Raw genomic sequence first — 14,491 nt, 5'->3', positions numbered from 1 at the left:
TAGCGCAGGGCGCAGACACCCCATGGCATCCGCGCCCCGTTCGTTTACATCGTTGTTCGGCAGCTCCGCCGGCTCAGATATCAGCCGCTAACTTACCGTCTCCTCGCCAAAGCGATACAACTCCTCGTTGACCTTTTGGAGGCTGCACCCGCGATCGATGCAAAAGATGATAATCGCATCGCGGCGGTCCTTGCAGTTAAGGACGCTTACCCCGGCAGCCGTCAGCGCACGGTTGGTCTCTTTGAGCGTCAGCGCCATCGCAAAGGCAATCTGCAGCACCTTATTGCGACTCGGATGACGCGCACCGGTAAAGATCTGATAGCCAAAGGTCTCATTGAGATCGGCCATACGAACCACGCGCGAGCGCTCCAAGCCCTTTTCCTGCAGTAGCCGCTTCAGGTAGTCCGAAAGCGACGGGGCGGCAAAGTCGTGTTCTTTGATATAGCCATCGATGTTTGGCGCGTCGAGAAGTTCATTGAGTAACTCGTCAGTCAACTTTTTATCGGGCATACGACTTCACCTCCCCCAGTGCATGCAACATGCTAGAAACCGCTTACGTCCGAACGCTCCCAGCTAGCAACCTGGTCGGGAGACACCCCAGCGCCTCGAACTTCCAGGAGCCGCCCGCCTTCAGATGATTGGTGTTTGCAAGAGCCGTTCCAACCTGGTTGCCATCGGCATCATACAGAACATATTCAATCTGAATGTAGCTCTTTTCCTTGTCCGTGTTATTGGTCAGCGTGCCCGTGATCTTATAGGTAAACTGATTGGAAGTGTCTTCAGCCTCGTCAGCAATGGTATACGGTTCTTGCGGTTCTTTTTGCTCCTCAGCCTGCTGTGTCGTCTCGGCAGGTTTTGCCGAATCGCTCGCAGACGAATCGGTTGAGTTGCCGCCCATAGAGCCCACGGCACCGACAATAACCAGCACCACGATGATGCCTAGGACAATCTTGCCGATCGGCTTCTTTCCCTCTTTTGCCATTATTCATCCTTCCTACGATCCGGCTACCGTGCCGGCACACAGCACATCGTAGGAAGGATTGAACTTGAATTCATTAGCTGAGAGCTAAGGTTGCGCTAAACGGCCAATGCAGCTATCCAGACGCCGAGCAAACGCACTTTGCGCAACCGTCTGCTGGCAGCGCGTCAACCCACCGTTACGGATTCCCCAGTAAAGGCGCTGATCATCAACAGGACAAAGAACACCAGGTAGCTGGCACTCAGCGGGTACGCAATAATCAGGAAGACGACCCAGCCGACAGTGGTTTTACCGTCGGCACGGCGTTGCTCGCGATTGCGGCAAAGCCAAATCGTCACGCCAATGGCCACAATCAGCAACACGAGTGCCGCTGCTGCCAACCCGGCAAGCACAAACATCACGCCAATGCTCACAGCGATAACCGGAAGCAGCAGCAAACCGCACCCGCATCCACCCGGACTATATACGGCAGACTGTCGGCGTCGCTTCATCGCCGCCCCACCCCCATCATCTCTGAGCACTACAGTGCGATGGCCTGCTGAACAGGAACGATCTTATCGAGTTCCGGTTCGATCCGCCTTTTCTCGGCCTCAAGGTCAAACGCCACCTGAGCGCGCAGCCAATAACCATCCGTCAGGCCAAAATAACGGCAAAGACGGAGGTCGGTGTCGGCCGTCACGCGACGTTTTCCCAAGACAATCTGCCCGATACGCTGAGCCGGAATCCCGGTCTCTTTCGCAAGGCGATATTGAGAAATGCCCATGGGAACAAGAAACTCCTCTTTGAGAAGCTCACCAGGAGTCACCGGCGACAGCAAATCGGCCGAGGTCTCATCACTTGTGATAATCGACGATTTCGACATTCCAAGCCATCTCCTGTCTCCACTCAAAGCAGACCCGATAGCGCTCATTACGATGCTATCATAGTATCGCCTTACGTTAGTAACGTCAAACGTTTCTATAGACTTACATCTCTATTATATCGTACGTTTGTTCGTGTTTTCTAGAACAAATAGTCCTTCAGGCCTTAGTCAAGCGAAAGCAATCGTTTGTAGACATCGAGGCCCTTGAGCAAAATTTCCTCGTCAAAGAGCATGGCGTCAGTGTGAAGGGCGCTCATCGCATAAGCTGGGCAGCCGTCTGCGTCGATCGGGTTTTCTTGCGCCTCTGGCACGCCCGTGCCCAGCAAGAAGAACACGCCCGGCAGATGGCGCTGATAGAAAGCAAAGTCCTCGGCAATTAACAGCGGTTCCTCCACAAGCTGCAGCCCGGGCAAGGCAGGCGCGACGCTGGCAAACAGCTCGGGGTCGTTATCGACCGGTGGATAGCCCTCGGCAAAGTCGAGATCATACGTGCAGCCCGTTGCGGTGCACGCCTCGTCGAGCACACGGCGTACGCCCTCGCGCGCACGGTCGAACATGTCGTCCGTAAACACACGCAGGCTTCCGGCCACATGGGCCTCCCCCGCCACCGCGTTGCAAACCGTACCGGCCTGCAGCAGACCAAACTTACCGATACAGGGCTCGTCGGTGCCCAGCTCGTCCATGAGCTCGCGCTCGGCAACCAAGAACTTGGCAGCCGCCAACGCCGCATCGTGCGACTCCTCGACCGGAACGCCATAGGTCTTAGCGATATGGATGCTCGTCCCGTGAATATGGATATGCGTCTCGCTCGAACGCGCCAGCAGCGGACCGGAACAACTCGCCAACGTGCCGGCAGGCAGATCGGGCCACACATGGAAGCCAAAAATGCGGTCGGCCCCATAGCGCTCGAACACACCACTCTCGCATACCGTCTTGGCACCACCAGTCGTTTCCTCGGCCGGCTGGAACACAAAGAGCACATTGCGCCTAATGGCGCCCGGCTGCTCACGAATCGTACGGTCGACATACGTCGCGGCGGCAAGTGCCATGGCCATGTGTCCGTCATGTCCGCAAGCGTGCATCTTGCCGGGATGGGTCGAAGCGAACGCTGCCCCTGTTGCCTCGGCAATGGGCAGCGCATCCATATCGGCGCGAATCGCCGTGGCATGCACGGCACCAACGCCAGCGTCGAAGAAAGCGCAGACGCAGCTGGGGCACGGATGGGTCACCTCGCAAGCGAGCGGCGCCAACACGCCCTCGATATAGGCGATCGTCTGCGGAAGATCGAAATCGAGCTCCGGAATGCGGTGCAAGTCGCGACGATAACGACGGAGTTCTTGGAGCTCGGTCATAGGGATTCCTTTCATGGGACGACTCGGTTGACACCTATTGTGACGCAGGATTGTGGCACCCTTGTTTCTAGCATGATGCTGCATTTTTTAAACGTTATATACGAATACTCTTGTTTGGTAAAGTGCAACGTGGTAGGGTCTTTACCACTTGATAGAGGCGCGGGCACGATGAGCCGCGGGCGAGTCGGCAGACTTTGACCCTGCGGGGAGGCGAAACCCGCCGAACTGGGTTTTTCGGGCACGAACAGCCTGGTGGGCCTGCGGGAAACACCCGCAGGACTGTCTGCAGCAATGCGGGAGCGCTATCCGGACATTGGGTCCACGCTATGCGGATTCGATGCGCAGGTAGCGCCGTCTGGATAGCGAGGTTTACGGGACATGTCATTGACTCCCAACGAGGCATATGCGGCCAAGCAGCCGTTTGTGGACAAGGAGACGCTCGAGCATATCGTCGAGCAGTTCCCCACGCCGTTTCATCTATACGACGAGGCGGGCATCCGCCGCAACATGCAAGAAGTGCGCGACGCCTTTGCATGGAACCCGGGCTTTAAGGAATACTTTGCCGTCAAGGCCAACCCCAACCCGGCGCTCATCTCCATTCTCAACGAATACGGCTGCGGCTGCGATTGCTCGAGCTATACCGAGCTTATGATCGCCCGCTCGCTGGGTATCACGGGACACGACATCATGTTCTCGTCCAACGACACGCCGGCTGCCGACTTTGAGCTCGCCGACAAGCTGGGCGCCATCGTCAACTTTGACGACATCAGCCACATTGAGTTCTTTGAGCGTGTTGCGGGGCCCATCCCCAAGACGGTCAGCTGCCGCTTTAATCCAGGCGGCCTGTTCCAGCTCTCCAACGGCATCATGGACAACCCGGGCGACTCCAAATATGGCATGACCACCGAGCAGCTCTTCGAGGCCTTCCGTATGCTTAAGGCCAAGGGCGCCGAGCGCTTTGGTATCCACGCATTCCTTGCCAGCAACACCGTCACCAACGACTACTACCCCAAGCTCGCGCGCATCCTCTTTGAGCTTGCCGTGCGCCTGGAGCGCGAGACCGGCGCACACGTCGCCTTAATCAATCTGTCCGGCGGCGTCGGTATCCCCTACCTGCCCGAGCAGCAGGCCAATGACATCCACGCCATCGGTGAAGGGGTACACACGGCCTACGACGAGATCCTGGTTCCCGCCGGCATGGGCGATGTGGCGATCTGTACCGAGATGGGCCGCTTTATGATGGGCCCCTATGGGTGCCTGGTCACCAAGGCCATCCACGAGAAGCAGATCTACAAGGACTATATCGGCGTGGACGCCAGTGCCGTCGACCTCATTCGTCCCGCCATGTATGGCGCTTACCACCACATCACGGTGATGGGTCAGCCGGGTGGCGACGACAAGACCACAGCGCCCGTTACGGACACCTACGACATCACGGGCAATCTGTGCGAGAACAATGACAAGTTCGCCATCGACCGCGAGCTGCCGCATATCGACATGGGCGACCTGCTCGTGATTCACGACACCGGCGCGCATGGCTACTCCATGGGCTACAACTACAACGGCCGCCTGCGCTCCGCCGAGGTCCTGCTGCGCCCCGATGGCTCGGCAGACCTCATCCGCCGCGCCGAGCGCCCGGGCGATTACTTTGCCACGCTCGACGTGCTGCCGTGCGGCCGTGAGCTACTGGCCAAATCGCGCGCCGAAAGCGCCCGCCGTCGCGCTCAGGACGAGCGCCTGGCCGTCGCCGCTCAGTGGAACAAACGCATCCAGATCGCGGAAGCGAAGGAGAAGAACATGGACATCCGCAATCTCGAGGGCTCAATCGTCGCCCTCGTCACGCCGTTTAAAAAGGACGGCAGTGTCGACTTTGACGCGCTCGAGCGCCTTATCGATTTCCACCTGCAAAATGGCACCGATGCCATCCTCACCCTGGGCACCACCGGCGAGAGCGCTACGATGACCGACGACGAGGACAACTCCGTTGTCGCCGCCGTGGTCAAGCATGTTGCAGGACGCGTCCCCGTCATTGCCGGCTCGGGCTCCAACTCCACGCAGACCATGCTCACCAAGTCGCTCACTTACCAGGGCCTGGGCGCCGATGGTCTGCTGCTCATTACCCCCTACTACAACAAGTCTAACGAAGAGGGCATCTACCAGCACTTTAAGACCGTGGCCGACGCCGTGGACATCCCCTGCATCCTGTACAACATCCCCGGCCGCTGCGGCTGCGGCATCAGCGTGCACAACGTGGAGCGCCTGGCCGCGCACCCCAACATCATGGGTATTAAAGAAGCCTCGGGCAACGTCGCCTACGCGGCCAAGATCGCCCACCTGCTGTCCGATGACTTCCGCATGTACTCGGGCGAGGACGCCCTCACCGTACCGCTCATGAGCCTGGGCGCCTCGGGCACCATCAGCGTGTGGGCCGACGTTCAGCCGCAGCTCGTGCACGACATGTGCCGCGCCTATCTGGACGGCGACGTAGTGCGCGCCCGCGATATCCAGATCGCCGGCCAGCCGCTCATCAATGCCCTCTTTAGCGAGGTCAACCCCATCCCCGTTAAGGAAGCGCTCGCTCAGATGGGTATGATCGAGGCAAACTACCGTATGCCGCTGTGCCCCATGGCCGACGATACGCGAGCCGCACTTACCGATGCTCTGAAGGGAGCTGGTCTGCTTGATTAAGACCGTCATTATGGGAACGGGCCGCATGGGCTCGCTCATCCGCTCTACCGCCGAAGGCATTGTCGACGCCGCCGGACAACCTGTTTTCGGCATCGTCGCCCAGATCGGTTTTGACCTGTCCGAGCTCGCGAGCGCCCCGGCAGCCGACGTCATCATCGACTTCTCGAACGTCGTGACCTTCGATGCCGTCGTCGCCTATGTCGAGCGTACAGGCGCGGCGTTAGTCTCGGGCACTACAGGCTACACCCCCGAGCAGATGGATCGCCTGCGCGAGCTGGGTCAGAACGCCCGCGTCATGCACTCTGGCAATTACTCCATCGGTATCGCAGCCCTGCGTCATCTGGTAGCACAGGCCACACGCGAGCTGCCCGGCTTTGACTGCGAAATCGTCGAGACGCACCATAACCAAAAGGTCGACGCCCCCAGCGGCACTGCCAAGTTACTGCTCGATGCCGTCGTCGAAACTGAGCCCGAGGCAGGATACCACCCCGTCTACGGACGCGAGGGCATGTGCGGCGCGCGCGACCCCAAGGAAATCGGTATGCACTCGCTGCGCGGCGGCACCGTCGCCGGCGTGCACGAGGTGAGCTTCTTTGGCCAGGACGAGGAGGTCACGCTCACGCATCGCGCCACGAGCCGTCAGATCTTCGTCAACGGCGCCCTGGCAGCCGCGCAGAAGCTCGTCACCCGCGAGCACGGCTTCTATACGTTCGACCAGGTCATGTTTGCCTAACCAGGTATCAACCGGATCCACCCAAAGGAGAGACAGCAAATGAGCAATGCAGCCGAGATGGATGCACAGGAGATTATCAACTACATCGCCACCGCGCCCAAGAAAACGCCCGTCAAGCTGTACGTGCGCGAGAAGCCCGGCATGAAGGTTGCCTGGGGCGACGCACATGTCTACGGCGGCCGTCGTGGCAAGACCGTCTTTGGCGACTGGGATGAGCTCAAGGCCATCCTGGACGCCAATGCCGATTCCATCGATTACTACGACGTGGAGAACGACTGCCGCAACTCCGCCGTGCCCATGCTCGACCTTAAGGGCATCAATGCCCGCATCGAGCCGGGCGCGATCATCCGTGACCGCGTCGAGATCGGCGATCGCGCCGTCATCATGATGGGTGCCATCATCAATATCGGCTCCGTCATCGGTGAGGGCTCCATGATCGACATGGGCGCCGTGCTGGGCGGCCGTGCCACCGTGGGCAAGAACTGCCACATCGGCGCTGGAACCGTGTTGGCAGGCGTCGTTGAACCCGCAAGTGCCACGCCCGTCATCATCGAGGACGATGTCATGATCGGCGCCAACGCCGTGGTCCTGGAGGGCGTGCACGTAGGCAAGGGCGCTGTCGTTGCCGCCGGCGCCGTATGCGTCGAGGACGTCCCCGCCGGTGCCGTCGTGGCCGGTGTCCCCGCCCGCGTCATCAAGATGCGCGACGAGAAGACCGACAGCAAGACCGGCCTGGAAGAGGGCTTACGTCAACTTTAATAGTTACGCGGTTTTGACAAACCGCGTTTTCGCTGACGTATGCTCAACCTGCGGGATAATTCATCCCTAAACAAAAAGGCCGAAGCCCCAAGGAGCTTCGGCCTTTGCTTTCTCGCTGTAGACGTAACGCAACTTATCGATTCTCGATGCTGCCGATATTCTTGAGCTCGATGGAGATGAGGCCGTTGGGCTCATTGACGAACTCAATGTACTCGGAATTCGAACCCATCTCGGCCGGGAAGCTGATCTCGATGCCCGTATCGGTACGAATCTTGTGGTTGCGCACGGCCGCACGCTCGACCTGCTTGCGCTCCACGGGCACACGCTCGGGCACCTTCTCTTCGGTCAGCGCCGCGCGCACGCTCTCCTTGATGACCGGCTCGTCCTCAAAGACCTCATCGACGATATCCCAAGGCGGCAGCTCCTCGTCATCCTCGACCTTCTCGGCCACAGCGGCCTTAACCTTGGCGAGCGCCACGGCCGTGTTGGCGCCGTGCTCCTCGGCGACCTCCTCGACCACACGCGTCACGGTGTCGATGACTTCCTTTCCCGACACGCCCGTATCGCACTGCAGCAGACCGTCGGGAATGAGCATACGGTCCTCGCCGGCAATCTTGCGTTTCTTGTCCACATAGCCGATCTCCATGGTGCTCGCGCGCACGATGGCATAGCTCGGCACCTTTTGCGAAGGGTTCGGCAGAATGGCGTAGTGACGCGCGATGTCGTTGCGTACCTCGCCCTCCTCGCGGCCCACCTCGTGCATAAAGGCCTGTTTGGAGCCCAGCAGCATCACGGCAAACCAGCGGGCATCCTCGTCGTCGTCAAAGTCGGCCACGAGCACATCGGTGGACTCGGCTTTTTCGGCCTTGGTAAGCTCGGAGGAAATGAACTCCGCAATCTGCTGCGACAGGTCTACGAACTCGCGCTCGCCAAAGAAATAGCCCTTGAGCTCGCCGCCAAACGCAGAGTTCTCGGCAAACGTAGCGCGTTTATTATCGGCCGAAGTGCGTGCGCGGCGCAGATGCGTGGTCACAAAGTTGCGCACGGTACGGCTCTCGATATCGAGCTCGCGCTGGCTCATGACGTTGACGGCAGAGTCAAAGTCCAGGATATGTAGAATCGCGTGATTGATTTTCATATACGGCATTCCGTTCTAGATCGATTTCGGCACGAACCAGTATAGCGGTCGAGCCCGCCCCAGGCGCATCGAAGCTTGGTGCATCGGGGACAGGTTGCTTTGCACCAATGGTTAGCGCAGGAGCTCGGACTGCCATGCCTCGAGCTGCTCTGCCAGGCTCTTGCCGGCAGCGGGCATGTCGATCTGGGGTCGTTTGGGCAGCAGTGCGCATTTAAGAATTGCCACGATGGTCTGCGAGACAAAGCGTCGCGTATCCTCGTCAAAGCCTTGCGCAGCCTGGAGCATCACGGGCAGGCTCTCGCGCAGATTCCCGGCGATATCCGCAAACCGCTCAGCACCCGTAGCCTCAAACACGGAGAACAACGCATCTACAAAACGCTCGCGCTCGCTAGGTGACACTGCAAGCAGCATCTCGCGAATGGAGTCATCAACGTATCGAGCACCGGCGGACAGGCGCTCACAGTACGCGAAGTCGCGACCATCAACCACCCAGCTAAAGGGATTATGCTGCAGCAGGCTGAACTCGGTGCTCTCAACGATGGCATAGTCCTCCTGCGTCTCGAACATCATGCCAAAGATCGACAACCGAGGTAGCGTCTTGTCAATTCGACCGGAAAGATCGGCAAAGGCGTCGCCGTTCAGAAACTCCTCGACGAAGCCCGGACCATCATGGGAATACACCCGTTCGATTCGCCCACGGGCGACATCGGAGCACATCGCCGCACCGTACACCGCAAGGTTTCCACCCTTGGAATGACCTCCGCACAAAAGCGGCCCGTCAATCGCATCCGCCGCCTCGTCCACATAACGCGCCGCGGATTCCTGGGCCGGCACGGGACACCGGAACGCCATGTTGAAGTCCTCTTTCCAGCCCACAATCGTGCTGTCGGTCCCCCGGAAGGAAAGATAGCTAAACCCCGCCGGAAACCGGAACGCCATGGCTGCAAACTGCTCTGTCGCCACCACATCGCTCACGGCACGATAGCCGCAAACGTGCACGCCACGGTAGCGAGGGCTTGCTGCCACGGCCTCCAACAAGGCCCTGCTCCCCTCTGGATCCCACAGGTCGCCAATCATGTCCCGGTAGCACTCGGCACGAAGCAGCTCGCGTACGTCTAGGCCCTGCCAGTTCGTCAGCTCCGCCATAACACCCGGCAAACGCAAATAGGACAACCACGCAAAGACCAGGCTATCCACCGCGCAGAACGGCCGTTCCTCAAACGGATCAAACGCCGTCTGGGCATAGGTCAAAAAATTAGGCGAATCCGACATGGCCCTCCCATCAACTATGGTGCATTGGGGTCAGGTTGCTTTGCACCAAAAAGGCGCCCGGGCCGTGTGGGCTCGGGCGCCTTCATTGTAGCTTTTCGCTCTAGCGAGCTTGATTTAGCAGGAGAAGTCGACGCTGTCGATGATGTCCTTGAGGGCCTTGGCGGAGGCGGTAAGCTCATGCTGCTCGTCATCGTTCAGCGGCACGGGGACGCGGCAGACAACGCCGTCGCGGCCAACGACGGTCGGCATGGAGATGGCAAGATCGGACAGGCCGTACTCGCCCACCATGAGCGAGGAAACGGGCAGAACGGTCTGCTCGTCACGCATGACGGCAGTGCAGATACGCTTGACGGCCATGGCGACGCCATAGTAGGTGGCGTGCTTCTTCTCGATGATGGTGTAGGCGGAGTTCTTGACGTCCTCGGCGATGCGCTTCTCGGCGGCCTCATGCTCCAGGTGGCCGTGAAGCTCGCAGAAGGTGTTCAGCGGAACGCCGGCAACCTGAGCGCTGGACCAAGCGACAAACTCAGAGTCGCCGTGCTCACCCATGACATAGGCCTGGACATCGCGCGGGTCGACCTCAACGTGGGCACCAAGCATCTGCTGCAGACGGCCGGTGTCGAGCACGGTGCCGGAGCCAATAACGTGGCCCTCGGGCAGGCCGGACATCTTGATGGCGGCATAGGTCAGCACGTCGACCGGGTTGGAGACGATGAGCAGGATGCCGTCGAAGCCAGACTTCTTAATCTCGGGGATAATGGACTTAAAGATGCTGACGTTCTTGTTGACCAGGTCCAGGCGAGTCTCACCGGGCTTCTGGGCAGCGCCAGCGGTGACGACGATCATGGCGGCGTCGGCGACATCGGAATAATCGCCGGCGTAGATCTTCATCGGCTCGGCAAACGTCATGCCGTGCGCGATATCCAGGGCCTCACCCTCGGCGCGGTTCTTGTCCACGTCGATGAGGACCATCTCGGAGAACAGGCCACTCTGCATCAGCGCGAACGCCGAAGACGAACCAACGAAACCGCAGCCGACAATAGCGACCTTCTTCTCGTTAACCATTAGAAACTCCCATCTCTCTCCACAAGCAAGCCGCCCGGGAACGACCCGAGCGGCTTGCCGTAATCCCAATACATCCAATCGGGACTTTGATTATGCCCCTATTCGCAGCCAAAAATCGACCGTTTACCGAAATTGTTTGCAGAATTCGTAAAATAACTGCACGAAATCGGTTTCGAACTATTGACGAGCCGAAATACCTTTCTAATACAGGCCCGCCTCGCGAATGGCCTCGACAGCCAAAGCAATCTGGTCGGGCGGCAAGACCAGCGCCATGCGCACGTGCCCCTCGCCCGAAGGACCAAAGCTCGCGCCCGGCGTCACCACAACGCCGGCCTTCTCCATGAGCTCCTCGCAAAACGCCATGGAATCGGTGCGGCCACCGGGAAGCTTGGCCCACACAAACATGGAGCCATGCGCGTTGGGACGCTCCCAGCCCAGGCCCTCAAGACCGTCGCACAGGGCATCGCGGCGCTCCTGGTACTTCAGACGCTGCGCCTCGACCTCATCGCGAGGACCGTTCAGGCAGGCGATAGCAGCCTTCTGGATCGGGAAGAACATGCCAAAGTCGATCTGGCCGCGCAGCTTGGCAAAGGCAGAGACCACGTCCTCGCGGCCGACCAAAAAGCCGATGCGGGCACCGGTGACGTTAAACGACTTGGAGAGCGAGAAGAACTCCACGCCCACCTCAAGCGCACCGGGATACTGCAAGAAGCTGCCGCCCGGCTCGCCGTCGAACACGATGTCGGAGTACGCGTTGTCATGGACGATGAGCAGGTCGTGCTCGCGGGCGAAAGCGATGATCTCCTCGTAGACCTCGGGCGTGCCCACCGAGCCGACCGGGTTTGCGGGCAGCGACACGATCATATACTTGGCACGATCGGCCACTTCGGGATCGATACCTGCCACATAGGGCAGGTAATTGTGCTCGGCAACCAACGGATAGTACTCGAGCTTGGCATCGGCGATCTTGGCACCCGCCTCAAAGACCGGGTAGCACGGATCGGGAACCAGAATGGTGTCGCCCGGATCGAGCAGGGCCAGGCCCAAATGGCCCACGCCCTCCTGCGTGCCGTTGCACGACTGCACCATGGACGGCGTAATACCCGAAACGCCAAAGCGGCGCTCATAGTAATCGCACACGGCTTGCTTGAGTTCGGGCAGGTCGCGCAGGGCATACTTCCACATCTCGGGATCTTGGGCTGCTTGCGTGAGCGCCTCGACCACGTGGTCGTACGGCTTAAAGTCGGGCGTGCCCACGCTCATGTTGTAAATGGTCTTGCCTTGAGCCTTCAACGCGAGAAGCTTGTTGTTGAGCGAGGCGAAGACCTCCGCGCCAAAGCGGTCGAGACGCTGCGATGCCTGCATGGTGCCACCTTTCGATATGAAAAACGCGGCGCTCCGACAAGAGCGCCGCGCGATACGGGCCATCAGATTGCAAAAGTGTAACGCTTGCAACCCCCGTATTGGTTCAATTTAGCCAACCTTAGTCAATTGCATTAAGCGCGTCGATCTGCGCAAGCCACAGTCGCGAGCTGGCGTCACTCGGCATACGCCAATCGCCGCGTGGGCTGAGCGTCACCGAGCCCACCTTGGGACCGTCGGGCAGGCAGCTGCGCTTAAACTGCTGGGCAAAGAAGCGACGATAGAACGTACGCAACCATGCGTGGACGGTCTTGGCGTCGTAGACACCCTCGAAACTCTTGAGCGCCATGCGGTAGATCTTGCCCGGCTCAAAGCCAAAACGCAGCAGGTAGTAGAGGAAGTAGTCGTGCAGCTCGTACGGACCCACCAAATCCTCGGTCTTCTGCGCAATCTCGCCATCGCCCGTGGGCGGCAGAAGCTCGGGGGACACCGGCGTATCAAGGATGTCGAGCAAGACCTCGGCAATACGCCCGCCAAAGACATCAGCCGCATAGCGCACCAGATGGCGTACAAGCGTCTTGGGCACGCTCGCGTTGACGGCGTACATGCTCATGTGGTCGCCGTTATAGGTAGCCCAGCCGAGCGCCAGCTCCGACAGATCGCCCGTACCGATGACAAAACCACCAGCCTGGTTGGCCAAATCCATCAGAATCTGCGTACGCTCGCGAGCCTGGCTGTTCTCGTAGGTCACGTCCTGCACAGCAGGGTCATGCTCGATATCCTTAAAGTGCTGCTCCACGGCCGCGTGAATCGAAACCTCGCGGAAGCTCACGCCCAGGTCTCGGGCAAGCGACTCGGCATTCGACTTGGTGCGATGCGTCGTGCCAAAGCCGGGCATGGACACGGCAGTGATACCGGTGCGCGGCAGCCCCAGTGCATCGAAGGCACGCACGGTCACAAGCAGTGCCAGCGTGGAATCCAGGCCGCCCGAAAGACCGATGACCGCAGCCTTGGTACCCGTATGGGCAAGGCGGGTCTTGAGGCCGGCGGTCTGCAGGTCGAGGATGGTCTCACAGCGCTCGGCTAGGTCGCCATGGTCGGCAGGCACGAAGGGTGCGCGGGGGAAGACACGGTCGATGTCGAGCGCATAGCGCAGGACAGGTTCTTCGACCAGCACGCCCTCAAACGAAAATTCAACGGTCGTGGCCTCCGGCGCATCATCCGCGCGCGTCCACGTCGTCGAGCGACGGCGCTCGGCAACCAGGCGGTCAAGGTCAACGTCGGCGATGGCCATATCGCAGGTAAGCAGTTTGGTCGCGGCGAGCTTGGAGCCGTTTTCGTAGACGAGGTTCTCGCCCGCAAAGACCATATCGGTCGTGGACTCGCCCTCACTCGCGTCCGCGTAGGCATAGGCGCAGTACAGGCGCGCGCTTTGGTTAGAGATAAGGCTGCGGCGGTAATCTGCCTTGCCGATGATCTCGTCAGAGGCCGACGGGTTGAGAATCACCGTCGCACCGGCAAGCGCCATCTCGGTCGAAGGGGGCGCCGGCACCCACAGGTCCTCACAGACCTCAACGCCCAGCACCAGGTCCTCGGCGCCCTCATCACAGCATCGGTAGACAAGCCTCGAACCCAGCGGGACCGGACCCTGACCGGCAAATTCAAGCCACACGAAATCCGCAGGCGCCGGAGCAAACCAACGGCGCTCATAGAACTCGCCATAGTTGGGCAGATACTTCTTGGCCGTGAGGCCCAAAAGCTCGCCCGCGCAGCACACGGCGGCGCAGTTGTAGATATTCTCGGCAACTGCAACGGGAAGACCGATGGTAAAGACAATCGGCAGCTCACGGGTTTCATCGAGAATATGTGCCAGTGCCGCCTCGCAGGCATGCAGTAGTGTGCGGTTATGGAACAGGTCAGCCGCGGTATAGCCGGTCAGGTTAAGCTCGGGCAGCACCAGAGCACGAACGCCGCGCTCGGCAGCATCGCGAACAGCCGCCAGCGCAACCTCGGCATTGCCCTCGACATCGGCGACGCGAATCCGCGGCGACGCCGCCGCCACACGCAAAAAGCCATCAGACTGAGAAAGGTGAAGATTCATAAGAATGCTCCCGTGCGTAGACGCCATTCACAACAATTAGCAAGCCCTATTGTAGTTCAACCGCCGAGTGCAACCGCATCCCACCAACTCGGTGAGCTATTGATGAGTTGATGGTATCTGTTAAATGTCACGTACGATTCACATCTGGTGGGTACCCTGATGGCTGCATGAAACGAAGCA

13 protein-coding genes and 1 riboswitch are annotated in these 14,491 nt (G+C 59.8%); of the genes, 3 read left to right on the top strand and 10 right to left on the bottom strand.

Features of this window, described 5'->3' with window-relative positions:
• Positions 1-87 precede the first annotated feature (87 nt).
• The 5 genes from CSV91_RS01315 to CSV91_RS01290 form a co-directional block, all read right to left on the bottom strand.
• Positions 88-510, bottom strand: a complete 423-nt coding sequence (locus CSV91_RS01315) for a transcriptional regulator (RefSeq protein WP_099431495.1) — start codon at positions 508-510, stop codon at positions 88-90.
• Positions 511-553: 43 nt separating this feature from the next.
• On the bottom strand, positions 554-982 hold the full coding sequence (locus CSV91_RS01310; RefSeq protein WP_232049530.1) for an FxLYD domain-containing protein: 429 nt from the start codon (positions 980-982) through the stop codon (positions 554-556).
• 164 nt (positions 983-1,146) lie between these two features.
• Positions 1,147-1,470, bottom strand: a complete 324-nt coding sequence (locus tag CSV91_RS01305; protein ID WP_147579361.1) for a hypothetical protein — start codon at positions 1,468-1,470, stop codon at positions 1,147-1,149.
• A 29-nt stretch (positions 1,471-1,499) separates the two neighbouring features.
• Positions 1,500-1,841 carry a HigA family addiction module antitoxin gene (locus tag CSV91_RS01300; RefSeq protein ID WP_050766086.1) on the bottom strand — a complete coding sequence of 114 codons (342 nt, stop codon included), beginning with the start codon at positions 1,839-1,841 and terminating at the stop codon, positions 1,500-1,502.
• Positions 1,842-2,005: 164 nt separating this feature from the next.
• Entirely contained in the window at positions 2,006-3,193 is a 1,188-nt protein-coding gene (locus CSV91_RS01290) for an N-acetyldiaminopimelate deacetylase (RefSeq protein ID WP_099431493.1), read from the bottom strand.
• Positions 3,194-3,337: 144 nt separating this feature from the next.
• Positions 3,338-3,506: riboswitch (Lysine riboswitch) on the top strand.
• A 65-nt stretch (positions 3,507-3,571) separates the two neighbouring features.
• Here CSV91_RS01290 and dapA point away from each other — a divergent pair.
• From dapA to dapD, 3 genes are read left to right on the top strand one after another with little or no spacing between them, the layout of a single operon-like run.
• Entirely contained in the window at positions 3,572-5,881 is a 2,310-nt protein-coding gene (dapA, locus tag CSV91_RS10130) for a 4-hydroxy-tetrahydrodipicolinate synthase (RefSeq protein ID WP_099431492.1), read from the top strand.
• Positions 5,874-6,614 (top strand): 4-hydroxy-tetrahydrodipicolinate reductase, encoded by a 741-nt coding sequence (gene dapB / locus CSV91_RS01280; RefSeq protein WP_232049529.1) that lies wholly within the window; start codon positions 5,874-5,876, stop codon positions 6,612-6,614. The genes dapA and dapB overlap by 8 nt, the downstream gene beginning before the upstream one ends.
• Before the next feature lie 39 nt (positions 6,615-6,653).
• Entirely contained in the window at positions 6,654-7,373 is a 720-nt protein-coding gene (dapD, locus tag CSV91_RS01275) for a 2,3,4,5-tetrahydropyridine-2,6-dicarboxylate N-acetyltransferase (protein ID WP_099431491.1), read from the top strand.
• Between the two features lie 133 nt (positions 7,374-7,506).
• On the opposite strand, the gene CSV91_RS01270 is transcribed toward dapD, so the two are convergent.
• From CSV91_RS01270 to CSV91_RS01250, 5 genes are all read right to left on the bottom strand, one after another.
• Positions 7,507-8,511, bottom strand: coding sequence for a nucleoid-associated protein (locus CSV91_RS01270; protein ID WP_022094136.1), 1,005 nt, complete (start codon positions 8,509-8,511; stop codon positions 7,507-7,509).
• Positions 8,512-8,622: 111 nt separating this feature from the next.
• Entirely contained in the window at positions 8,623-9,783 is a 1,161-nt protein-coding gene (locus CSV91_RS01265; RefSeq protein WP_099431490.1) for an Mbeg1-like protein, read from the bottom strand.
• A gap of 114 nt (positions 9,784-9,897) precedes the next feature.
• The gene (locus CSV91_RS01260; RefSeq protein WP_089573042.1) at positions 9,898-10,848 is read right to left on the bottom strand and encodes an L-lactate dehydrogenase; all 951 of its coding nucleotides are present in this window, start codon (positions 10,846-10,848) and stop codon (positions 9,898-9,900) included.
• Positions 10,849-11,049: 201 nt separating this feature from the next.
• A complete protein-coding gene (locus CSV91_RS01255; RefSeq protein ID WP_006234344.1) occupies positions 11,050-12,213 on the bottom strand; it encodes a pyridoxal phosphate-dependent aminotransferase in 1,164 nt (387 codons plus the stop codon).
• 118 nt (positions 12,214-12,331) lie between these two features.
• Entirely contained in the window at positions 12,332-14,311 is a 1,980-nt protein-coding gene (locus tag CSV91_RS01250; RefSeq protein WP_232049528.1) for an NAD(+) synthase, read from the bottom strand.
• Positions 14,312-14,491 lie beyond the last annotated feature (180 nt).

The sequence above is a fragment of the Collinsella aerofaciens genome (assembly GCF_002736145.1).
GTDB lineage: Bacteria > Actinomycetota > Coriobacteriia > Coriobacteriales > Coriobacteriaceae > Collinsella > Collinsella aerofaciens_A.
This window is presented reverse-complemented; position numbering and strand designations above follow the sequence as displayed.